The sequence below is a fragment of the Paenibacillus sp. FSL R10-2734 genome, from assembly GCF_037963865.1.
Taxonomy (GTDB): Bacteria; Bacillota; Bacilli; order Paenibacillales; family Paenibacillaceae; genus Paenibacillus_AQ.
This window is the reverse complement of the sequence record NZ_CP150170.1, coordinates 901475-925877: the sequence shown is the minus strand read 5'-3', so window position 1 is coordinate 925877 and position 24403 is coordinate 901475. Positions and strand designations below refer to the sequence as shown.

Sequence of the window (24403 nt, the reverse complement as noted above, 5' to 3'; positions counted from 1 at the left end):
CCTTACACCACCTCCACTTCTGAATAGGAGCTATTCAAGCTGCTGATCACCTTCTGCCGTTCATTCCAGGTCAGAGGGGCTGCCCCAGTGTCCAATGGAACCATATCAATCGCACCATCTGCTGGACAAACAATAGAACAAAGATTACAGCCTACACAATCTTCCTCGCGCACCTGTAGAATAGCTTTCCCATCTGCGTTAGTTAACATATCAATACATTGATGCGATGCATCTTCGCAGGCGATATGGCACTTATTACAGTTAATGCAGTTCTCCTCATTTATACGGGCAACGACTTTATAGTTGAGATCCAGATCACCCCAGTTAGAGTATCTGGATACCGATTTACCAATGAGCTCAGTTACGGAAGCCAGACCTTTGTCATCCAAATAGTTATTCAGACCATCGATCATTTCCTCCACAATCCGGAAGCCATGATGCATGACTGCTGTACATACTTGAATGCCTGTAGCGCCCATTAGCATAAACTCAACAACATCCTGCCAAGTAGAAATACCACCGATGCCGGAGATAGGAATACCCACACCTCGGTCACGAGCACATTCCGCTACCATACTAAGCGCAATAGGCTTCACAGCCGGACCGCAGTAACCGCCATGCGCGCCCTGTCCTCCAACATTCGGAATCGTATTCCAGCTATGAATATCTACCCCTGCAAGACTGTTGATCGTGTTGATCATACTAATCGCATCCGCCCCACCCTTAACCGCATGACGGGCAACGACGGTAATATCCGTAATGTTGGGCGTCAGCTTCACAATCACCGGGGTCGTCGCTACTTCTTTTACCCAAGTGGTCTGTGCTTGCACCAGATCAGGCTGTTGCCCCGAAGCAGCGCCCATCCCGCGCTCAGCCATCCCATGCGGACAACCAAAGTTAAGCTCCAGACCGTCTACGCCGACATCCTCTACCCGCTTAACAATCTCATGCCATTTTTGCTGCGAAGGTTCTACCATCAGGGAGGCTATAATCGCATGATTCGGGAATCTTTTCTTCGTTTCATAGATTTCCTTCAGATTGACCTCAAGTGGACGGTCGGTGATCAGTTCAATATTGTTGAAGCCTGCAACCCGTTGCCCATTGAAATTCACTGCCGCAAAACGTGATGAGGTATTAATGATCGGATCGCCGAGCGTCTTCCACACCGCACCACCCCAACCTGCTTCAAAGGCCCGCTGTACTTGATAGCCTGTATTCGTAGGCGGCGCGGAGGCCAGCCAGAACGGATTCGGTGATTTGATTCCTGCGAGATTAATACTTAAATCTGCCATTGATGTTCCCTCCCTGTCATGTAAAATCCAATTTGATTTCTACGCTCAACCTGCAGATCTAACGACGACCTCCTGCTGGTCGGAGAACTGTTTTACAATCGCATGGGCCGCATCTTTTCCCTGCTGTGCCGCCGATACAACCATGGCCTCACCTTTACCTGAACCAAATATGATATCCCCAGCAGCATAGATTTGTGGATCGGAAGTCCGGCAAGTGGCCTCATCCACCCTCACAACCCCGCGATCATGCGCAAGACCTAAGGAATCTATTAGATCTAGGCGACGCTTTTGACCAATAGCTACTACAACCGCATCTACAGGAATCAAGAACTCAGAACCCTCTATCGGTATAGGCACTGGACGTCCATCTTTGCCCAGCTCCTCTGTCAGCTTCATCTGCACACATTCCAGCGCGGTTACATTCCCAAGCTCATCACCCACGATACGTTTCGGTAAGGTTAGCCAACTGAACTCCACACCTTCCTGCTTCGCAAATTCATATTCAAAGTCATAAGCCGTCATCTCCTCGCGGGTCCGGCGGTAGACCATTTTTACATTGGTGGCTCCCAGTCGCACCGAGCAAGTAGCCGCATCAATAGCCGTATTTCCTGCGCCAATGACAGCAACTCGCTGACCCATCAGCTCTAGCAGAGGAATACCTGTCTTAGTGGATTCTACGAGCGCAATGGCATCATATACGCCAGCTAGTTTTTCGCCTTCAATCCCTATCGGAGGCACATAGCCCATACCCGCTGCCAAAACGATGGCATCATAGTTCAGCTTTAGCTCTTCTACAGAGACATCTACTCCGACTTTCGTACCTGTACGTATCTCCACACCGAGCTGTTCTACCTGCTCTACTTCCCAAAGGGATATAGACTGCGGAAGCCGAAACGACACAATCCCATGTGTATCCAGTCCACCAGCCAGCTCCTTCGCTTCGTAGATCACAACAGAAAAGCCTTCACGGGCAAGCTCCCTTGCCGCTGACAATCCCGCAGGACCGCCACCGATTACGGCTACCTTTTTCCCATTAGGGGCACCAGCTTGAAATAATTGAACGCCGCTGTTCATCGCCCAATCTGTGGCATACCGCTGCAGCAGTCCGATTTGGATCGGCGCCGAGGCATCATTTAGCACACAGGCTCCCTCGCACAGTTCATCTGTAGGACAGACACGGGCACAGCTGGCACCCACAGGATTGGAATCCATGATCGTCTGTGCCGAGCCTTTCAAATTGTCAGTAGCGATCCGTTTGATAAAGGAGGGAATATTAATGCTGGTCGGACAGGCTTTTATACAAGGGGCATCATAGCAATATAGACAGCGATTGGACTCATCAATGGCACCCTTATGGGTCAAAGGCGGCTCAGCCTCGGCGAAGTTACGCATGAACATATCTGGTGTAAATGCTGTTAGCGGAGAATGATTCATCAATAGTTCCTCCTTATGGGTAATTTTTCATATTAACGTTATATAACATAACATTATTTCAGTTTGTTTCTAATTATTTTGCTTACATCTTTGAATTATTGTAGTAAAATAAGCATTAATAGAAATTTTCTCTCCACTTTCTCCCCATTCAGGTTATATATACTGACATCCATTAATCAAACTATAGTCATTTTGAATTTTCGTTGCATTAGACACTTTGTCTAATTTCAAAACTGTATTTTTTACGTGTGAGAATAGGCTGAGAATGACAAGGCGTAAACAGCGGGCAGAGTACAGAGAGCGAGGGGGAATAACTATGGATTGGGAGCTTGTATTAACCATTCATGACGCTTTAAAAAGACCACTATTCGCAGAAGCCGCGGTCATCGGTGGCAAAAGCGGCTTGAGCCGTGCTATACGTTGGGTGCATGTGCTGGAAAGTGCCAACTTTGAGACTCTAATCCACGGGGAAGAGATGATACTGACTACGGGGATTGGTGCAAGTGTTGATCTGCCTTCCTCCTTGGAATTTATGCAGAACTTAATTGATAAAAATGCGGCTTGCCTATGTATTGAGCTAGGTACGTACTTCAGCATCATCCCGCAAGAAATGATCGACTTAGCTAACACAAATGATTTTCCGCTGATCATATTTACCCGTACGGTTCGCTTTGTAGATATCACACTGGACCTCCACTCCATCATCATCAATCGGCATCACCGGATGCTGCAAGAACTCGAAAAAATCTCGCGTGAATTTCACCGCCTGACGTTGACCTCACAAGGAACAGTGAAGGTGCTGCAATTATTATGTAAAAGCACCCGCACACAAATCGTCTATATGCAGCTGCAAGGCAAACCCTTATTCTTCCCGGCACTCTCGCCCGAAGAGCAAGCTCCTCTACTGAATTTCTTCACTGCCTTCGGTGACGAGATGGAAGGCATTCAACCAGACACCGCTCCTTACACTCGAGAATATGGACAGAAGACGATTGCTATTAAGCCTGTGGGCGCGCTGGATCAGACCTGGGCTTACATCCTGATGGTATGCAATCACAAGCCACAGGAATTTGACTGTCTGCTGCTGGATTCCGCCTCTCTGTCTATTGCTCAGGAGCTGCTGCGTACTCGGTATATGGAGGAACGCAAGCTTTTTTCGGAAAATCTATGGGTCGACGAGCTGATCAATGGTCGCATTGAGGATGACAACCGCCTGAAGGGTCTAATCGGCTCCAATTTCAACGTGGTCAACGAACTCCCTTACCGAGTGTGCCTTATAGAAATCAAGAACCCCAGAGACGTAAAATGGAACAGCTCGGAGAACGAATGGGAATCAATCACCTTCCACCTTTCGCTCATCCTGCGTTCCATCTTCGAGAAATATTCTTTACGTCCGCTGATCACCCTTAAGAACAATCGCCTTACTGTCATCGCACTCGACATTCAATCTAAAATGCCCGGAAAACTGCGGCTTCAGCAAGCACTTGAGGCCCTTCAGAACATCCGCTCCGACGAGAGGCTCAAGGATTTGCAGCTTGTCATCGGAGTGAGCAAATCGCATAAGCGCCTGAAACAGGCCTATTCCGGTTATCAAGAAGCCCTGCAAGCTTTGTCGCTATACTCCTGTTACCAGAAGTCACTGCTCTTCTACGAAGAGCTTGGCGTATTCCAGTTGCTGCTGAGTCTAAACGACGGGAAAACGTTGCAGACCTTCATTCGTAGCTATCTCGGCCCACTAATCGACCATGACCAATCCAAAGGCAGCGAGCTGCTTCTCACGCTACGTGTCTATCTGGATCATGACGGTTCCAAACAAATTGCCGCCCGAAATCTATTCATCGTCAGGCAATCACTGTATTATCGTCTCGACAAAATAACAGAGCTGCTGGGCGAAGATTTCATGCAGCCAGAGAACCGAATCTCCATTCAGGTCGCCCTACGCGCCTATCAATTCCTGTATCCAGACAAAATCACTTTGCCCAGCCCCCGTTCAGCACAGCTTTAAAAGTATCGATAATAAAATCCACATCTTCATCTGTCGAGGAAAGCGGCGGAGCGAAGGTAAGCACATTGTTGAACCCAGCTACGGTATCACCATTTTTGCCAATGATAAGTCCTTTAGATTTGCATTCAGCAATGATGCCTTTAACGATATTCAGATCAACCGGCTTCTTGCTAACTTTATCTTCAACGAGTTCAATCCCTGTCACCAAGCCAAAGCTGCGGACATCACCCACAAGCTTATGATCCAGTAAATCGGTGAACTCAACGTTCAGTCTTTTGCCCAAAAGCTCTGCACGCTCTACCAGCTTCTCCTGCTCAATAATCTCAAGATTGCGCAGCGCCAGTGCACATGAAGCCGGATTGCCACCAAAGGTATTCACATGGCGAAAATGACCGTAATCATCGCTGTTGTCTTTGAATGCCTCATAGATTTCTTTACGCACAGCAGTGGCAGACAGGGGGAGGTATGCACTAGTCAGCCCTTTAGCCATCGTTACAATATCAGGCTTCACATTGTAATTGTGGTGTCCGAATTTACGTCCGGAACGTCCAAATCCGCATATCACCTCATCAATAATAAGCAGCACACCGTGCTTGCGGCAGATTTCCTGCACCCGATCCAAATACACCTGATGCGGCACAATGACCCCACCACCCGTAATCACAGGCTCCATGATCACCGCTGCTACCGTCTCCACGCCTTCCCAAATCATCGTGTCCTCAATAGACTGCGCACATTGAAGGTTGAATTCTTCCACAGACATCCCCGCTGGGCGGCGATAGCTGTCCGGCGGAGCAACATGCAGAAACCCACCGGTCAGCGGTTCATATTTATATTTGCGCTGCGCCTGACCCGTTGCGGACAACGCACCAAGCGAACTGCCATGATACCCACGATAACGGGAAATGAATTTATGGCGATAATGCTGGCCGATTTGCTGCTGGTATTGGCGAGCCATTTTGAAGGCAGCCTCATTTGCTTCTGATCCACTATTGGAGAAGAAAATAACGTAATCATCATCAAGCCACTCATTCAGCTTCTCCGCCAGCGCAATCGCAGGAAGATGACTTTGGGTCAAGGGGAAATAAGGCAACGTCAGCAGTTGGTTATATGCCGCTTCCGCTAATTCCTTGCGGCCATAACCTACATTTACGCACCACAAACCAGACATTCCATCCAAAAATGTATTGCCCTGAATATCCGTAACCCATGATCCACTCGCCGAAGCGGCTATCATAGGCGGATTTTTTTCACTATAAGGTGTAATGTTGTGCCATAAGTACTTCTGATCCTTGTTCACCGCAAGCTCGCTATCATTCCCCAAACTCTGCATAACCTTTTCTCCTCTCAGTAGCTCATTTTCTCTAATAACGGGCAGTGATCATCTTTTTACGCGTATAGAACTCCACCCCATCACGCCCATTGGCATGCAGATCTCCATAGAACGATTTCTTATAACCTGAGAAGGGGAAAAAGGCCATTGGCGCAGGCACACCCAGATTCACACCCAGCATCCCTGCATCAATTTCTTCTCGGAATTCACGGATCGCTTTAGCGCTATCTGTATAAATGCACGCCCCATTCGCGAATGGAGACTGATTGGTTACCGCAATGGCTTCACTCAGACTCTTCACACGGATCACTGACAATACCGGCGCGAAAATCTCATCCCTCCAGATGGCCATTCCCGGCTGTACATGATCAAATATCGTCGGTCCGATAAAATAACCAGCACCTCCCGTAGCAGCATCTTTCCGCCCATCTCTCACAAGCTTAGCTGCCTCAGCTTCACCAGTCTCAATGTAATAAAGGGTCCGATCCTTATTCGACTGGCGAATTACCGGACCCAAAAACACCCCGTCATCGGCGCCATTCCCAATTTCAAGCTCATCCGCAGCAGCCGTCAGACGACCCACTAGCTCGTCAGCGATAGCCTCATGAACCACCACGACCGAGCAAGCCATACACCGCTCTCCCGCAGAGCCAAAAGCTGCCGCAATTATATTTTTCACCGCATTGTCCAGCTCCGCATCAGGCAGCACAATCGAATGATTCTTGGCGCCTGCTAACGCCTGAACCCGCTTCCCCTGGGCCGTCCCTGTCTTATATACATATTCCGCTACCGGCTGCGAACCCACGAACGAAATTGCCTTCACCTCATCATGCTCCAGCAGCCCATTTACAACCTCATGCGCCCCATGAACAATATTCAGCACACCTGATGGGAAACCCGCTTCGGCAAATAACTCTGCCAATCGATTGACTAATAGTGGCGTACGCTCAGAAGGCTTCAGCACAAAGGTATTCCCGCAAGCAATGGCTAGAGGAAACATCCAGCAAGGGACCATCATCGGAAAATTAAACGGAGCAATCCCCCCGACCACCCCCAGTGGATAGCGATACATCCCGGATTCAATTCCGGTAGCAATGTCCGGAAGCTGGCTGCCCATCATCAGCGTAGGGATGCCTGCAGCAAATTCCACACACTCAATGCCGCGCTGCACTTCACCTTGTGCTTCTTCCAGACTTTTGCCATTCTCTAGCGTAATCAGCTCAGCCAGCTCATTCCAATGCGCTACCAGTAGCTGTTGATATTGAAAGAAGTAGCGGGCACGACGCGGCACAGCGACCCTTTTCCACGATTGAAATGCCACCGCAGCCGCCTCGACCGCCGTATCCAATTCTTCCTTGCTAGAAATCGGTACGTAGGCAATCACTTCACCTGTCGCCGGATTATATACCTCTTCATCTCGCCCGGACGACGATTCTACCCAAGCTCCATTCACATAATTTTTAACTCTTTCAGCCTGCGTTACTAGGAGAGACATAGCTCGCACCTCTTTCTATTTCAGATGCACAGATGGACTGCTGATTATAATAGATGACCGCCAAAACGGGCGGTCATCTATTATAACTATGAGTTCAATTTCTTATTTTGCCGCCATTTCTACAATTTCGTTCGTGTAAGCCTCATCTACCTTGGCCGGTTCTTTAATTACGCCGAACTTTTGGGAAATATCCGCCGTTTGCTGGAATGCCGCCGCATCGGTATATCCCATCTTGGCACTATCAAAGCCCTCAGGCAGAATCAACTTGGCAACCTCGGTCATCATCGTCAATTGATGCTCCTTCGTTGTACTGCCGTCTTCCGCTTGCTTCATTACACTGTCCACTGCAGCCGCAGGATCGGCAATGGCGTCTTTCCAGCCTTTTAAAGAGGCACGAAGAAACTTCGCCGCAATCTCCTTGTTCTCTGCAAGCCATTCCTTATTGGCGAACAAGTTATCCTCAAGCATCGCTACACCTTCTGCGTTCATATCGATGACATTTAGATCCTCCGCTTTAATGCCTGACTCCAGTACAACCTGATACTCGTTATAAGTCATCGCCGAGGCCGCATCGATTTGGTCGCCTAAGAACTGATCCATCGTAAAACCTTGCTTCGTAAAGCTTAGATCCTTGTTCGGATCAAACTTATATTTATCAAATAGAGCTAACAGTTCAAATTCGTTGCCACCCATCCAGTTTCCGACCTTTTTGCCCTTAAGATCGGCTGGCGAGTTAATTCCTGCAGATTTTTTGGAGACCAGGACCAAGCCGCTCTTTTGATAGACCTGAGCGATTTGCACCAGCGGCATTCCCTGCTCAAGACTCGGAAGCAAGCTGGCTACCCAGCCAACACCGATATCCGCGGAGCCACCTGCCACTTGCTGTTCCGGAACGATATCCGGCCCACCGGGCATGATCTCAACCTTCAATCCTTCTTCCTCGTAATATCCTTTATCCTGCGCCACAAAGTAGCCAGCGAATTGTGCTTGTGGCACCCATTTTAGCTGCAATTTCACCGTGACGGGATCAGCCGCCGGTTCAGTAGTTGCACTTGCCTCAGGAGCTGCAGTAGTCTCCGGCCCAGCAGTAGCCTCAGCCGCCGAATTATTATTGCCCCCACACCCTGCCATTAAAGAAACTACCAACATCATCACTACCGCCAACAACCCACCACGAAATTTTCGTTTTTTCCCGTTCATCAATCGAACTCCCCCTACCGTAATTTATATTTGTAACAGCACAGTATGGACAATCATCGTGGTGCGCTTTATGCATACAGCCATGGGTGGTTTCTCTTTTCCATTCCCACTAGAGCCGGATGTAATGATGTAATAGAACTCACGTACGTTGCGAAGGATGCCACTTGATGAACACTTTCTCAAGTCGCTCGACCACTAAATAGAAGATCACACCGGCAATTGCAGCTAGAACAATACAGGACCAGCCTAGCGGCATTTTGGCGACTTTAATGGAATTGGAGAGCAGATACCCAAGCCCTTTCGAGGAAAAAAAGAATTCCCCGACAATCGCCCCGATCATGCTGGCGGTGGCGTTAATTTTCAGCGCCGTAAATACATAAGGCAGGCTGCTCTGAATCCGCAGATAACGGAACACTGCAGGTTTACCCGCCGCATAGGAATGCATCAAATCCAGTGCCAGCGGATCAATGGCTGCCATGCCTTTATAGGCGTTGATCGCCATCGCAGCCATCGTAGTTGCCGTTACTATGGCAATTCGCGAACCAATCCCATCCCCGAACCATAGGTTCATAATGGGCGCGAGCGCGACGATGGGCACAGCATTTAGTGCGGCAACAAGCGTTAAGCTTCCACTACCCCAACGCGGCCAAGCTGTAGCCGCTAAGGCGATCAGAAAACCGATAGCAGAACCAACCAACATACCCAGCACAGCCTCTGCGAGAGTGTATCCTGTATAGGCCAACAACAAGCTGAAATTATCTCTCATGGTTTCGGCGATAGCTGTAGGCAGCGGAAGTTGATATTTTTTCAGATCAAAGATCTTATGAAAAAATTGAAATTCCCATAGCGCAAGAAACAATACACCCGCTAATACTGGCAGTAGCACCCCTGCGTTAAAAACTTTCTTCGACCTACGTGAGCCACCTTTACTCTTTGCAACTACCACAGGCTTCGAGCCTGTCGCGACACTCTTCTGCGTAGCCGTTAGCACTGGCTGAGCCATTTCTTTACTAGTTGAGCCTATAAACGAGGTCTCCCGAACAGAGTTGGTTTCCATTAGTGACTGCCCCCTTTCGGGCGATATTCAGGCTGCCACGGCGCTACCAGTCGTTCTATTAGACTGATCAACCAATAGCTTGCAATCCCCAGCAAAGCACCTACAATCACCGTAGACCAGAACATATAGGTATGAGAGCTGCCGTAGTAGAGATTGCGCAGCATAATTACACCAATCCCATGCTGTGCGCCCATAAGCTCCACTAGGATAGCACCAGTCACAGCAAGCGGGGCAGCAATCTTTAGTCCCCCGAACAAACCCGGAAGGGCCGCCGGAAATCTGAGCTTCCAATAGACAGCCCAAGGCTTGGCCGCGTAAGAATGCATTAATTCCAGTGCGGAAGGATCTACACTTCGTAAACCGCGCAGCATGTTCAGAGCCACCGGGAAAAAGGTGATATATCCCGAAATAATAATCCGTGACGTCTGCTCATCGCGCACAATCCCATAAATGATTGGCGCAAGCCCCAGAATCGGAATCATCTGCGAGGCAATAGCGTAAGGAAAAGTTAACTGCTCTATGGTCTTCGACAAGCTCATCAGCACTGCCAGCGAGGCACCCGCCACTGCCCCAATCAGGAAGCCGACACCAGCATTACCGAAGGTCGCGGCCCCCTCTTTCAGAAGCGTGCCACTATACTTCCACAGTGTGGATAGCACTTCATGAACATAGGGCACCTTGGACTGAGCTAGAGGTGTCTCTATTACATGGAGCAGCATCCAGGAAGTCCCTTCCCAGACTAGCAGCAGGCCAAATATCCAGACAAACAACGGCAGCAGGCGACCTCGTACAAAGATACTGCCCCCTTTCATCCCTACACCCCTTCGAAGCTGTCGCGAATACTTGCGATCAGTTCGAAAAACTCTGGGCTGTTTCTCATTTCCGCCGTTCGTGGACGTGGCAGAGGAATTTCAACCACCGCGGACAAGCGACCTGGATGTGGGGAAAGAACAAACACCCGGTCAGAGAGGAATATAGATTCAGGAATACTATGAGTTACAAAAACAATTGTGTTCTGCACTTTACTCCAGACAGACAATAACTCTTCATTCAATCGCTCACGCGTAAATTCATCCAGCGCAGAGAACGGCTCATCCATGAGCAGAATTTCCGGCTCCATCGATAGCGCTCTGGCAATCGCTACACGCTGCTGCATCCCGCCGCTGAGCTGCCACGGATATTTATCCGCAAAGCTCTGCAGCCCCACCAGATCAAGAAGCTCCATCGCCTTTTCCTCACGGATTGACTTCTTTACCCCCATCAGCTCCAGTGGCAATGTGATGTTATGCTTCACTTTTCGCCAGTCGTATAACACTGGACTTTGAAAAACAATGCCATATTTCTGCGCCAGCCTTGCTTCTCTAGCACTTTTTCCAGCTACTACAATGTTCCCACCTGTTGGTGCGATAAGATCGGCCATTAGTCTCAAAAGCGTTGTTTTGCCACATCCGGAAGGTCCGAGTAGTGAGACGAACTCCCCCTTTGCAATATCAAGACTCACCTGATGCAACGCAAGCACTTCCGTAGCTTCTGTCTGATAGCGCATTTCAACATTTTCCAGCTGAATCTCAGGAATATTGGTCGCGAGTGATGACATCCCCAGCCCCCCTTATTAAAATTAGTTATGGATACAATGTTAATTAAACTGACTCAATTTAGAGTATATTAAGTTATAGTCCAATGTCGTGTAGCGTTAACTAACATGTTACACGCTGCTCACCGCACTCTCACTAGACAATTAGTAAAATAGCTCCCGCTAAATTGCGTCATTTTGTCTAGGAAACATTTTTTCAGGTTTCGATTGAAGTGATTTTTATATATTTGTAGATATGTGGTAATATTTATCCATATCTTTCCTTGGTAGGAGACAATAGACCTATGGGATCCGTAATTTCGAATTACATTGTTATCGTGGCTATATCAGGTGTCCTAAGCGTCTTACTAGCCCTTTTCGCCTATTATAAAAAAACAGATTTCTTAGGCATCAGAGCCTTTGTTATAAGCTCCTGCGCTTCCGCGATCTATACCTTCGGCTTCGCACTAGAACTGTCGGGAAAAACACTTGCGGAAATGAGCTTTTGGATTAAGGTAGAGTATCTGGGGATGCCCTTTATTGCACCGGCTAGCCTTATCATGGTGATGCATTTTGTAGGGCTGGAGAGGCTGATTAAAAAGGGCATGCGAGCGGCATTATTTATCATTCCGATCTTGACCACACTGCTTGTATGGACTAATGATTATCACCACCTCTTCTATAAATCCATTTATTTGCGGGACAATACCCCTTCCCCACTCGTTGATGTAGTGATGGGACCTTGGTATATCGTTCACGGCAGCTTTACCTTTGGCTGTCTGCTGGCAGCCATCTGCCTCATGTTGTGGCAGTGGAAACGGATGAAGCGGGTATACCGCAGACAAATCGTTACCATTCTAATTGGACTAAGCCTTCCAACGTTAGGCTCTTTTTTATATTTGATCGGCCTGACTCCCTACGGTATGGACCCCGTTCCGATCATCATGAGCATCACCTCCACCCTGTATATCTGGGCCATCCTATCGAGAGGTATGCTAACAGCTGCGCCTATCGCTCGAGAGAATTTGTTCGAAAGCATGCGAGACGGCGTGCTTGTCACCGATCGATCGGATATGCTGGTCGATTACAATCGCGCAGCCGCGGATATGATAGAAGGACTTAATGCCTCGGCGATTGGCAAACCGCTGGCACAGCTGTTTCTTAATGCAGGCAAAGATGCCTTGTCCTATGTTATGGATGCACAGCCGCTACTACGTGATGAACGGGAAGTGGCCTGGAACAAAGGAGATGAGATTTGTTACTATCAAATTCGCTCCTCTCCTGTACAGAAACAAGGGGGATATTTAGCAGGGCAGATGATCATGCTGATTGACGTGACTGAACGAACACTGCTACAAGACAAGCTTCGTCAATTGGCAACGATGGACAGCCTGACGGGGATTTATAACCGCACCTATTTTTTGGAGCTGAGCCAAGAGCTTCTCTTTCAGGCCGCGAGCAATCAGAGTTCAATATCGATTATTTTGCTGGATGTAGACTTCTTCAAGAACATTAATGATCGATACGGACACCAATATGGAGATCAAGCTCTTCAGCATATTGTCCAGGTATGCAACAGACATATGCGGGAGGGTGACATCTTCGGTCGTTATGGTGGGGAGGAATTTGTGATCACTCTACCTGGCACATCCCTGAAGCAAGCTGCATTGCTCTGCGATACCATCCGCGCGGATATTGAACATAGTACATTGCATACCATCATCGGGCCTATTCATGTGACTGCCAGCTTCGGAGTCGTAGAGGCATTAAGCCCAGAAGATACACTGGAAGAGCTGCTGTCAGAAGCCGATCATGCCCTGTATAGTGCCAAACGAAACGGACGTAACGCAGTCCATCTCTCCCAGAGCTCGAACATTTCTCTTTATTCGCCCGTATAATACATCCCAATCCCCTGTTAGAGCGCTCAACAGACGGCCTTATTTTCATTGTCGATTTTTAAGTTTAATAAGAGTTATCTGAAGTTTGCGATCAGTATATAGATCAAAATTCGCTTTATGGGATATGGAGGCAAATGAAATGAAGAGGAACCATACAATGATGCAGTTTTTTGAATGGCATGTTGCTGCGGATGGAAAACACTGGGATCGGTTAAGAGAAACGGCACCCGCGCTAAAAGCCGTAGGCATTGATTCTGTTTGGGTACCTCCTGTGACAAAGGCCGTCTCCGCCGAAGATACGGGTTATGGCGTGTATGATCTGTACGATCTGGGCGAATATGATCAAAAAGGTACAATACGCACCAAGTATGGCACGAAACAAGCGCTCATCAATGCGATTTCGGAATGTCAAAAGAATGGCATCGCCGTTTACGTTGATTTGGTCATGAATCATAAGGCAGGCGCAGATGAAAAAGAAAAATTCCAGGTCATCGAGGTCGACCGCAATGATCGGATGAAAGAAATCTCGAAGCCTTTCGATATCGAGGGCTGGACTAAATTCACATTCCCTGGCCGCGGAGAGGAGCATTCCTCTTTTAAATGGAATCACAATCATTTTAACGGCACTGACTTTGACGCCAAATCGGGGCGAACAGGTGTATTTCGTATCGTAGGCGAGAATAAAACATGGAACCAGAATGTTGACGACGAGTTCGGTAACTACGATTATCTAATGTTCGCAAATATCGATTACAGTCATCCGGACGTCAAAAAAGAGATGATCCAGTGGGGAAAATGGCTGGTGGACACACTCCACTGCAGCGGCTTTCGCTTAGATGCCATCAAGCACATCAACCATGAGTTTGTAAAAGAATTCGCGGTAGAGATGTTTAATAAATGTGAGAAGGATTTCTATATTGTCGGGGAGTTTTGGAATTCCGATCTAGAGTCATGCCGACAATTCCTGAATACCGTCGAATATAAAATCGACCTCTTCGATGTATCCCTTCACTACAAGCTTCATTCAGCTTCCTTGGGGGGTAGAAACTTTGATCTGACCAAAATTCTAGATGACACACTGGTGCAGACCCATCCCACCAACGCCGTAACGTTCGTGGACAATCATGATTCTCAGCCTCATGAGGCTCTGGAATCGTGGGTGGATGATTGGTTTAAGCAAAGTGCGTATGCGCTTATCCTACTCCGACGCGATGGATATCCTGTGGTCTTTTATGGCGATTATTATGGGATCGAGGGACCTTCACCCGTGGCGGGCAAAAAAGCAGCGATTGATCCACTGTTGTACACCCGCTATCACAAAGCCTATGGTGAACAGAAGGATTATTTCGACCATCCCAACACGATTGGTTGGACACGGCTCGGCGCGAAAGACATCGAACGCTCCGGCTGCGCGGTTGTGATTAGTAACGGTGAGAATGGTCAGAAGAAAATGTTCGTAGGGGTACAACGCGCGGGTGAAGCATGGATAGATTTCACCCACAATCACAAGGCGACTATAACGATTGAAAAAGATGGCTGGGCTACCTTCCCGGTCAACGGTGGCAGCGTATCCGTATGGGCCCTACCTGATGTAGAAGTCGACAAAAAATAGGACTGTGAAATAAAGTTCCATCTATAAAAAAAGAGGCTGCCCTCAAAAGTAGTGAATACTACTTAAGGGGCAGCTTCTTCTTGGTTAGAAAAGTCAAAGAATAGGCTCTCACTTAGTCCTTAGATCCTTTTATGTTTGGCGATGGCGGTGGGTGATGTTCAGCATGAATGTGCGACGGGGATGGACGATGGCCGTGGGGATGTGCGGTGGGCGAAGTGGGTTTAAAACTAATTAGGAAAACCTCCCTGAAAATACTCGATATTCGCTTATAATGGACGGAATCAGGGAATTCCTCCCTAAAAATCAGGGGAATTCCTTAAATCCCCACCAAAACAGACGAATTTTAGGGAGATTTTCCCTGATTATATATGTGACGACCAATTACCCTAGAATTTTGGGGAGGAATTCCCTGCTATGAACGAATTAGTCAATACCCCTGTTTTCCCCTTTAAACCAAAGGGTTTTCAATTCCTTGGGCACAGAGACAAAATGCGAGTCGTCGGCTGGCAATCTGCTATCCGTGGGTTGGTTACCACATATTATGCCTACGTCGAAGGAGCTTCCGCAAACTAATTTCGCACGTCAGATCTGGGATCCTGTGCATAGGGAATTCACGGATTCTCCTCGTACCTTTCTCTTTGTCTCCATGCCCCAAGAATTCAAATCTTTTGGGTATACTTTTTGTGTTTTTTTCATTTCACCTACGCCATTTTCCGTTCTGCATCTACCGCTATTGACCAGATGAATCCAACTAACTCACGACCTACCGCAGCCATAGTTAAATTTCGGTGTTTCCCACGTCTGACTAACTTTAAATACTTGCTGTGTAACCGTTCTTGGGCTTTCCACGACGTTTCATGGACATGAGCACTCTGACCCTCTAAGCGCACTGCTAAATCTCCTTTAACTGCAGGACGGTGACGGTAACTCCATGCGGACTCCACCAGTGCACGTCGCACACCGGAATTTCCGGTTTTTGTAAGACTTCCTCTTTTGGTACTTGCTCCCGATGAATACTCCCGTGGCACTAGTCCCAGGTAACTCATGAGCTGAGCCGGTGAACGAAAACGCTCAAAATTTCCAATCTCGACAACTAAAGTCATAGCCGTCAGCAGGGCAATTCCCCGCAGACCTTGCAACGCTTGAATGACAGGTGCGTATGGACAGATCTGTGCTTCTTCTCGCATTGCGGCTTCAAGTCGCTTGATTCGCTCCTCCACTTCCCGGAGCTGTTGCAGGGATTCCGCGAAAACTTTTTCTTGAGCTACATTATTAAACTTCAACATAGACAGCCATTCCCGGTACCTTTTGGTCCAACGTTTTTTCATGCCTTCTGGCTTGTGAATTTGGTGACGCAACAGAAAATGAATGAGCCGTTGCCGAACCCGATGTAAGTCCTGCCTAGCATCTTCTCGTGCACGAATGAGATCTCTTAAGGCTTCGAGTTCAGGAGTCGGCACATGGATCGCAGTCAATTCTCCTGCGCGGTGCAGTTGAGCCAGTTTTTCAGCATCCCGTCGATCGGTTTTTATAGCATCGCCGGGACGCTGTGGCATACGCGAAGGTGCGATTACCACGCAGGAAATCCCCATTTTCGTCAGCCAGCGATATAAGTCGTACCCCGTAGGCCCGGCTTCATAGCAGACCTCCAGTGTAATCCCTGTACCTTTGATTTTCCGAATCATTCGAGCCACAGCATCTGGGGTATGAGATATGGCTCCATAATATCGTGCGGGTTCTCGACCCTCATCTGCAATCGCCACCGCAATTTTTTCTTTTGATACATCCAAACCTACGTATTTTATGGTATTCTTCATATTAACAGCTCCTTTCGCATGTAGCTCTGAAATGGTTGTCCTTCAACTTCCATTTTAACCTACGGTGTGCGAACAGGGGCTGCCTTTCGTTCATCATAACTAATTATTGTATTGGTACTTCAATTAGACCATCATTTGAAGCGTCTATTAATCTGCAACGCAAAAAAAGGGCCGTACCTAAGTAGCTAAAAGCTCCTTTTGGGACAGCCCCACCTTCTTTAGTTGTTCCAATGTATACAGAGACTACGCGCCCGTCTCCCTCTATTCCTTCTCCTTTGGATGGCGAGACACTAACCTCACCAGATCCAGCGTTAAGATCGGCAACGTTATGGAAGCAGGATACGCTAAGTAACGCGGCTCCCACTCCGGACTGAACTTTTCTTTATATCGACGCAGTCCGACAAAGCCGTACCAACGCCCCCCTCTTTTAAATACGAGATGAGCCAGCTTCTCCTCTTTCAAGGCCCCAACATTCTCACCCACACTGGACAGCGGAGCATTGCCTAGATTAAACCGATGATAACCCTTAGATTTCGCCCATTCTAGCAGACGAACAAATAAATAATCCATCGTGCCGTTCGGCACATTTTTTCGATGGCGCATCAAATCAATCGATACGGTCATGCCCTGATCATACCCGTGTGCAATAGAAGCAAATGCCAGTATCGTCCCTTCGGCATTCCGCAGCAGCGCGATCGGAGCCAGCTGCAGATAGGCCCCGTTAAACCAGCCCAGCGAATACCCTTTTTCGGTGCGCCCGTTCAACCATTCGTCTGAAACGAATCGCAGCTCTCGTAACAAATCTTCAGCGTGCGGCGCTTCTACAACTTCGAAATCATAACCTTCCCGTTCAAATCGGTTGCATACGCTTCGCAGATCACTGTTCTTCTTGCCACTGAGCGTAAAGGTATCGAGCGATACCAATGCCTCTTCCCCCAGCTTGAAAAAGTGATATCCCTGCTCATGATAAATCGATAAAAATTCAGGTGTGGCCTGATAAAAAACGACCACCAGACCGTACTTATCCGCAGCTTGTCTAAATTCACTGATCGCCTCATTGATGAGACTCCAATCTCCCAATGGATCACCCAGGACTACAAGCTTATCCCTAACTCTGGCGAAAGCGAATAACACCTTGCCTTCTTGAGCCCAGAAGAAGCTTTTATCACCCAAAAACAACATGTGAGTTAAAGGATTGCCTTGAACTTCGCCTAGAAAACGTTCCAGCCTTTCCCTATCAAAGTTTCCGAAAAGCTCCTCAGGCTTACGTTGGGGTCTGAGGGTAATCAGCAAAGTAAGAATAATCCAGGAGAAAGCCAGGCCCCCTACAGCCGTGAACGCAACATCACTATGCCGCTGTAGCCACTCTGGCTGCACACCGGGTGGTAGATGCTTCAGAAACCCACGATGCACATGGCTGCCCAATAGATAGTAGCTAAGAGCAATTACTGAAGTAAGGACAAGCCACCAAATCGTACTCTGTCTGCTGACGGGAGCACTAATCCGATAAAACCGAGATCTGGAGATCCACAGAATAAGTGCTACAAGGAGCAGAAACAGCGCTTCTTCATAATCAAAGCCTTTAGCCACCGCAAACACGGACCCGGAAAATAATAGAATGCTGGTCCAAATGTATGCACTACGGATTCGTAATGTAATGCCCCGCGACAACAAAATGAGCATAAAACCAATGAGTACGGATAAATGATGTGAGAGCTGCATGATCGAGAACGACAATATTGTCTCCGTAATCTTCAGCCTATACAACAATCCAGGTGTAGCAGTTGATAGTAATAGAATAAGCCCGCTTGCTAGCACAAGCTTGCCGAGCGCCCACACACCAAGATCGCTCAGAAAGGTATACTGACCCGGCCAACCCCAGATCTTCTGCCATATGTTAAGGGAGGGTTCGAACCCTGGAGCTGAACGATCTTGGCCCTTTTTTCCTTGCAGACCAAATTCCAGTGCTGCCAGCACCAATCCGATCAACCACGGAATGAGATAATAGAACAATCTAAAAACAACAAGCACTGCCATGGTCTGATCACTTTCGAATCCAAGCTGCGTAAGACCCAGCAATGCGATAAGGTCAAAAGCACCGATACCGCCGGGTGCCATACTCAAGATGCCCGCGATAGCAGCAATCGTAAATATGCCGAATATGACTGGAAAATGAACCTCGTGCAAGAGGTGGCTACTGATTGTCCAAAACGTTACACCCGCAAAGCTCCATTCCAGAAATGAAGCACCCACAGAGGCGATTACTGTACGCCATGGTGTTCTGCCTTCTCCCCGATTAATCCATTTCGCATAAAGCGCCGAGCGCTGTACAAACACAAAAAACGGCAAATAAAGTGCCATACCCCACACCGCAAATACTAACCAATGATGCTCTTCCAGCAAAGCATTTGCCGGGAGTAAACCGAAGATATTTGCCCAAGAAAGTAAAGATAAGCCGGTAATCATGAGCGGCGAAAGAAATACGATTGCCGGAGTTAGGACGGAGGTTGGCACTCCGCTTTTTTTATACATTAACGTTCTTAAACCTACTCCAGCCAGACCTGCAAAACCAATTAAATTATTAAACGTATTAGCAATCCAGGCATAACGGAAGGTGCTCCACAGCCCTACTTTTAAACGGAAATGTGCCCGAATCAAGTAATCATAGGCACTCATTACAGCTACTGCGAGAAGTGCAAATCCGATCATTTGCAAAATAGCGGTCATAGGTACTCTTCTTAACTCCCGCATGATAAGCCCTAAGTGAACTTGCTTCAGCTCATGCTGCCCCTCCCAATACACCAGCGCAATGATAGCCACTGGAAAGAGAGCCCTCACCGCCCGTATCCGATAGATGGATAAGAACAGCCTTACAATTTTGAATCTTTCTAATGTCTGTTGTTTTGAATGCATGAGTCACCTACCTTTACCGCCGACACACGTTGTGCTAGACAATTTTTACAACCAGTTCATTATAACAATTATTGGAATAATTAACCCGTGTTAATCAACCCCTACTCCATTAGACTGCCAGCACAGCCCTAATCCCTGCAATAGTTAAAGAATATTAATGGAATTCTATTCAATTAAAGATCATTGAAACTGTATTTTACACTTGAAATTGCACAACAAAAAGGACATCCCTCACGGCTAAGGATGTCCTCTCTATTATGTAACACGGTCTAACCATCGTTTATACTCGAATATCAAATCTGCCCTTGCTATCCGTTGTTGCGGTAGCGATCTCTTGCGGACTCGCTGCAACAAGCGCATTGTTCGCAGGTTTAGCAGGTGCCTCTACTCCACTGCCTGCGGAGGAAACACTGCTCTGAGACTTCTGCGAGATTTGTGCCTCGATGGTCTTGATCTGTTGCTCAATTTGCTTCGTCTTCGTTTCCTTGGTCTTTTCATCGTCTGAGCTGGCATCAATCTTGTCTAGTTCAGCTTCCAGCTTCGCTTTTTGTTTCTCAAGCGCACTGGTATCTGTAGTGCTTGATGTCGAGGTAGTGTACGATGTGGAACCTGAGACTGCTGATATACTCATGGTTATCCCTCCCTTCCTTACCTCCAATATAATCCTTTTGTAGGTAAGGAACGTTAAGACCCGCTGAAAGTTTGCTGAAAGTACTACTTACTAGGTTTCAACGAGAGAATGCTAGGAACTCGCTTTTCCTCGTCTAACAAGCAGCAGATAAGACAGAATCGAGAGAATTCCCGTACATGCTATCACAATCGCCATCGGAAGTGCTGAATCAACTCCCCCAAGACCAACAAGTGGCGCTACACAGCTCCCTAGCAGCAGGGGTATTAATCCGATTAACGCTGAGGCACTGCCTGCAGTTTCACCTTGATCTTGCATTGCAAGTGAGAAGCTGGTCGCTCCGACAATCCCCACGCTGGAGACAACTGCAAATAGACAGATCAGAATTGGGATCAGTCCTCCTCCTAAGAGAATCGTCAGCAGCAGTAAGATCCCCCCCATCGTACAGAGCAATAGTCCACTAAGTAGCAGCTTAGTCTCACTTACCTTGCCAGCAAGTCTGCCGGCAATTTGGCCAGTAATAATAATCCCGATCCCGTTCACAGCAAAGATCAGACTATATACCTGCGGAGTAACTGCAAAAATATTTTGCAATACAAAAGAAGAACCTGAGATATAAGCGAACATAGATGCCGTAACAAACCCCTGAGACAAGGCATAGCCCATAAACTTACGGTTGCCAAGCAATACTCGGAAGGTAAGCAGCGTACCCTTCAGTCCACTCTTAGAGCGTCGCTCCTTCGGCAATGTCTCCGGCAAACGTAATAATATGGTTAGGCAAAATATAATTCCGGCAGCAAATAATACGAGGAATATCCCCTGCCATGTAGTTACTCTTAGGAGTTGGCCCCCAATTACCGGAGCTAATATCGGTCCGAGACCATTCACAATCATCAATAGTGAGAAGAACTTCGTGAGTTCAGAGCCACTATATAAATCACGAACAGCCGCTCTAGAGACAACTACACCCACTGAACCAGCAAGTCCCTGAATAAACCGCAAACCGATCAGCAGTCCAATCGAAGGACTAAAGGCACACAGCACTGAGGAAATCGCATAGATGAACATACCTATAAGCAGCGGACGGCGGCGACCATATACATCACTCAGCGGTCCAGCGACTAACTGACCTGAAGCAAGTCCCAGCAAAAAGAAGGTCAGACTAAGCTGCACAAACGCAGCAGTCGTACCGAAATCCGCGACAAGCGTAGGCAGTGCCGGCAAATACATATCAATCGACAACGGGCCGATCGTTGTAATGGAACCAAGAATCACGGCAAGCTGCAATCTCTGCTTCCGTGAGGGTCCATCTGCGGCAAGCTTATTACCATTTTGAATTCCAATCATGATCCTTACTTCAACCTTTCTAAAGCAACCCTTGGGCCTTTTTTTGTATTCTTCATACTAACGTAAAGGAAGTGCATTGATCAATCCTTTTATGGAGGGTACTTGCGCCTGTACAAGCAAAAATAACCGCCATTCGGCGGTTATTCTGATTGTTTTATGCATTTGTGGATGTGCTGCGCATATGCAACCAATCTCTAGCGGCTTCAGCCTCAGCAGCACTCAGACGATGGCCTTGATTGCCCCAGTGTGTTGTAACCTCTGCGCCTGCCTTCTGCAAAATCGTCTCCAGATCCTCAGATTCCGAGGAAGCTATGAGCGGATCATTCGTGCCTGCTCCAATGAAGACAGATACCCCCTCCAGCGAAGGAAGTGTAATATTCCGGAGCGGTACCATCGGATGCAGTAGTATTGCGGCGCGGAAAACATCCTTATAATGGAACAGCAAGCTACCCGCAATGTTCGCACCATTAGAGTAGCCCACGGCCACCAGATTGTTGGCATCGAATCCGTACTGCGCGGCGGCGTCATCCAGGAACTGCTTGACCTCGTGAGTACGGAAGATTAGATCCGCTTCATCGAACACCCCTTCAGCTATCCGTCGGAAGAATCGCGGCATACCGTTCTCCAGCACATTCCCTCTGATACCTAGCACCGATGAATCGGGAGATAACAACCCGGCAAGCGGCAGTAAGTCTTGCTCATTGCCTCCAGTACCGTGAAATAATACAAGCGTGGGCTTCGTTACGTCTTTACCTTTATGGAATACATGAATCATCCCTGCTTCACCTCAATTTCTCTTATTTGAAAAGGACTTAAATTTTCTTCGATAGCCGCACGATGCGGCTCAAACCAGGATGGCAACATTAGCTTCTCACCCAACGCATCCACTGCTTCATCACGGGCAAAACCCGGAGGGTCCGTAGCAATCTCGAAGAGGATTCCACCTCTTTCACGGAAATAGATCGCATTGAAGTATTGACGGTCTTGAACCGGCGTCGGACGATGTCCATGACTCTGTACATGACGACTCCATTCCAGCTGCTCAGCGTCATCTTGCGCACGCCAAGCGATATGGTGAACCGTACCTGTACCTCCCGCTCCTTGCGGAACCGGCGTTGTCTTCAGATCAATAATATTACCCAGATCTCCAGTAGTTCTATAACGACTATATCCGTCTCCATCAGCGATATGCTCCATTCCCATCGTTAAGACAAGGGTTTCTGCAGTTTGCAGCGGATTGTTGCTGTAGAGCACAGCGCCTCCGAACCCTTTGATGGCATGCTCAGTAGGAACCCCACCGAAGGACCACTTACTTAGCGGTCCTTCCTCCCGTTCCACAAGCTCAATCCGCAAACCATCATAATCTGCAAAAGAGAGATAAGATTCCGAGATTCTGCTTCCTTTGGTAACCGAAATCCGATAAGCGGCAAGACGTTGCTCCCAGAATGTCAGAGAGCCAATCGGTACTGCGTAAGTCGTTACGCCAACCTGCCCACTGCCGATTCTTCCTCTACGCCCCGTAGGTGAAGGGAAAAATGTAATAATCGTCCCCGGAGCACCATCTTCATTCCCAAAATATAAATGATAAACTTCCGGAGCGTCAAAATTAATCGTCTTCTTCACAAGCCGTAGTCCTAGAATACCGGCATAGAAGTCAACATTACGCTGAGCATCTCCAACAAAAGCGGTAATATGATGGATTCCTGCAGTTTGAAGTGTCATAATTATAAACCTCCTTCTTAGTTAAAAATCAACGCATCCAGAGAAATCGAACCCGGTCCCGTAAGTGCTATGCCTGCAGCAACCACCAGTACCGTAAGCGGAAACTCAATCCCGTTCGAAGTAGACCAGAAGCCATTCGCCGCATGTACCTTAACGATGGCACCCAGCATTGTAGCTACAATCAACACCGCTGCAACAGGCGTCAGAAGTCCTGCCGCGAACATGAATCCGCCTACCAGCTCCATAAGTCCTGCCAATACCGCCATCGTAACGCCCGGTTTAATGCCGATGGACTCCATCCAGCCGCCCGTGCCCTTCGGGCCATAGCCACCAAACCAACCAAATAACTTTTGTGCACCATGTCCTATGAATGCAATACCAATCACTAATCTCATCAATAATATTCCTGTACTTATCATTTTTAACTCGCTCCCATTTTCTTTGATTTAATTATCTTAACATTAAGATATCTAGTAAAAATTTTTGTCTTCCAGCGGCAAGAAGCAGCGAGCTGCTTCCGACCTTCTAGAAGCGCCCTTCATAGCGATGTTTCAGCGCTTCTATACACCTTTGCCTAGCTTCTTTAGTAATTCGATAGCCTGGCCCTTCTCTTCCTTATCCAGTCCACGCATCAAATCATGAATCGAAGCTACATGACGCGGGAAAATCTTATCGAACAGCTCACGCCCTGCATCCGTAATCTCCGCATAAGTAACGCGTCTGTCCTCGCTACACGGCACACGCTTCAGCAGGCCTTTCTTCTCCAGCTTGTCGATATTATAGGTGATGCTTCCACTCGTTACGAGAATCTTCTCCCCGATCTGTTGCAGTGGAATACGGGTCCGGTGATACAGCACCTCAAGCACCATGAACTCGGCGGATGCCAGCCCATAACTCTTCATATCCTTCACAGCTTGATCCATCAAGCTTCTGTAAGCCTTAGATAATACAACAAATAACTTTAAAGAAGACGCCTGATCCATCTCCGTAGTATTCTCTACATTACTTACATTCTCTTCAGTATTACCCATCATTTCCACCTCCAGTTTGACAGCGATGTTATTCAATACAATGTAA

General features: G+C 47.8%; 19 protein-coding genes. 3 read left to right on the top strand and 16 right to left on the bottom strand.

The features are described 5' to 3' along the window. Positions 1 to 2 precede the first annotated feature (2 nt). Entirely contained in the window at positions 3 to 1292 is a 1290-nt protein-coding gene (gene preA, locus NSS67_RS04220; RefSeq protein ID WP_339318458.1) for an NAD-dependent dihydropyrimidine dehydrogenase subunit PreA, read from the bottom strand. A gap of 45 nt (positions 1293 to 1337) precedes the next feature. After that, the gene (locus NSS67_RS04215; RefSeq protein WP_339318457.1) at positions 1338 to 2726 is read right to left on the bottom strand and encodes an NAD(P)-dependent oxidoreductase; all 1389 of its coding nucleotides are present in this window, start codon (positions 2724 to 2726) and stop codon (positions 1338 to 1340) included. Between the two features lie 316 nt (positions 2727 to 3042). Here NSS67_RS04215 and NSS67_RS04210 point away from each other — a divergent pair, with 316 nt between their 5' ends. Next, positions 3043 to 4731 carry a PucR family transcriptional regulator ligand-binding domain-containing protein gene (locus NSS67_RS04210; RefSeq protein ID WP_339318456.1) on the top strand — a complete coding sequence of 563 codons (1689 nt, stop codon included), beginning with the start codon at positions 3043 to 3045 and terminating at the stop codon, positions 4729 to 4731. On the opposite strand, the gene NSS67_RS04205 is transcribed toward NSS67_RS04210, so the two are convergent. The 6 genes from NSS67_RS04205 to NSS67_RS04180 all read right to left on the bottom strand — a co-directional run bounded on the left by NSS67_RS04205 (position 4697) and on the right by NSS67_RS04180 (position 11413). Next, on the bottom strand, positions 4697 to 6064 hold the full coding sequence (locus NSS67_RS04205) for an aspartate aminotransferase family protein (protein WP_339318455.1): 1368 nt from the start codon (positions 6062 to 6064) through the stop codon (positions 4697 to 4699). The genes NSS67_RS04210 and NSS67_RS04205 overlap by 35 nt on opposite strands. 31 nt (positions 6065 to 6095) lie before the next feature. Further along, the gene (locus tag NSS67_RS04200; protein WP_339318454.1) at positions 6096 to 7559 is read right to left on the bottom strand and encodes a CoA-acylating methylmalonate-semialdehyde dehydrogenase; all 1464 of its coding nucleotides are present in this window, start codon (positions 7557 to 7559) and stop codon (positions 6096 to 6098) included. Between the two features lie 102 nt (positions 7560 to 7661). Then, positions 7662 to 8759 carry an ABC transporter substrate-binding protein gene (locus tag NSS67_RS04195; RefSeq protein WP_339318453.1) on the bottom strand — a complete coding sequence of 366 codons (1098 nt, stop codon included), beginning with the start codon at positions 8757 to 8759 and terminating at the stop codon, positions 7662 to 7664. Between the two features lie 139 nt (positions 8760 to 8898). After that, on the bottom strand, positions 8899 to 9816 hold the full coding sequence (locus NSS67_RS04190) for an ABC transporter permease (protein ID WP_339318452.1): 918 nt from the start codon (positions 9814 to 9816) through the stop codon (positions 8899 to 8901). Next, the gene (locus tag NSS67_RS04185; RefSeq protein ID WP_339318451.1) at positions 9816 to 10628 is read right to left on the bottom strand and encodes an ABC transporter permease; all 813 of its coding nucleotides are present in this window, start codon (positions 10626 to 10628) and stop codon (positions 9816 to 9818) included. Before NSS67_RS04185 ends, NSS67_RS04190 begins: the two co-directional genes overlap by 1 nt. A gap of 2 nt (positions 10629 to 10630) precedes the next feature. Then, positions 10631 to 11413 carry an ABC transporter ATP-binding protein gene (locus NSS67_RS04180; protein ID WP_339318450.1) on the bottom strand — a complete coding sequence of 261 codons (783 nt, stop codon included), beginning with the start codon at positions 11411 to 11413 and terminating at the stop codon, positions 10631 to 10633. 281 nt (positions 11414 to 11694) lie between these two features. Between NSS67_RS04180 and NSS67_RS04175 the strand changes: the two genes are divergently transcribed. Both NSS67_RS04175 and NSS67_RS04170 read left to right on the top strand, forming a co-directional pair. Beyond that, positions 11695 to 13287: a histidine kinase N-terminal 7TM domain-containing protein gene (locus NSS67_RS04175; RefSeq protein WP_339318449.1), complete on the top strand. Its 1593-nt coding sequence runs from the start codon at positions 11695 to 11697 to the stop codon at positions 13285 to 13287. Positions 13288 to 13426: 139 nt separating this feature from the next. Next, complete coding sequence (locus NSS67_RS04170) at positions 13427 to 14899, top strand: alpha-amylase (protein WP_339318448.1); 1473 nt, start codon at positions 13427 to 13429, stop codon at positions 14897 to 14899. A 701-nt stretch (positions 14900 to 15600) separates the two neighbouring features. Here the strand turns inward: NSS67_RS04170 and NSS67_RS04165 are convergent. The 8 genes from NSS67_RS04165 to NSS67_RS04130 all read right to left on the bottom strand — a co-directional run bounded on the left by NSS67_RS04165 (position 15601) and on the right by NSS67_RS04130 (position 24360). Continuing rightward, entirely contained in the window at positions 15601 to 16716 is a 1116-nt protein-coding gene (locus tag NSS67_RS04165; protein ID WP_339315492.1) for an IS110 family transposase, read from the bottom strand. 261 nt (positions 16717 to 16977) lie between these two features. Beyond that, positions 16978 to 19629 (bottom strand): bifunctional lysylphosphatidylglycerol flippase/synthetase MprF, encoded by a 2652-nt coding sequence (mprF, locus tag NSS67_RS04160; RefSeq protein ID WP_339318447.1) that lies wholly within the window; start codon positions 19627 to 19629, stop codon positions 16978 to 16980. 280 nt (positions 19630 to 19909) lie between these two features. After that, positions 19910 to 20260: a FlxA-like family protein gene (locus NSS67_RS04155; protein ID WP_339318446.1), complete on the bottom strand. Its 351-nt coding sequence runs from the start codon at positions 20258 to 20260 to the stop codon at positions 19910 to 19912. Positions 20261 to 20371: 111 nt separating this feature from the next. Further along, positions 20372 to 21604 (bottom strand): multidrug effflux MFS transporter, encoded by a 1233-nt coding sequence (locus NSS67_RS04150; protein ID WP_339318445.1) that lies wholly within the window; start codon positions 21602 to 21604, stop codon positions 20372 to 20374. Positions 21605 to 21758: 154 nt separating this feature from the next. Then, the gene (locus tag NSS67_RS04145; RefSeq protein WP_339318444.1) at positions 21759 to 22379 is read right to left on the bottom strand and encodes an alpha/beta hydrolase; all 621 of its coding nucleotides are present in this window, start codon (positions 22377 to 22379) and stop codon (positions 21759 to 21761) included. Continuing rightward, the gene (locus NSS67_RS04140) at positions 22376 to 23326 is read right to left on the bottom strand and encodes a ring-cleaving dioxygenase (protein WP_339318443.1); all 951 of its coding nucleotides are present in this window, start codon (positions 23324 to 23326) and stop codon (positions 22376 to 22378) included. Before NSS67_RS04140 ends, NSS67_RS04145 begins: the two co-directional genes overlap by 4 nt. A 17-nt stretch (positions 23327 to 23343) precedes the next feature. Next, a complete protein-coding gene (locus NSS67_RS04135; protein ID WP_339318442.1) occupies positions 23344 to 23745 on the bottom strand; it encodes a DoxX family protein in 402 nt (133 codons plus the stop codon). A gap of 141 nt (positions 23746 to 23886) precedes the next feature. Beyond that, positions 23887 to 24360: a MarR family transcriptional regulator gene (locus tag NSS67_RS04130; protein WP_339318441.1), complete on the bottom strand. Its 474-nt coding sequence runs from the start codon at positions 24358 to 24360 to the stop codon at positions 23887 to 23889. Between the last annotated feature and the right edge of the window lie 43 nt (positions 24361 to 24403).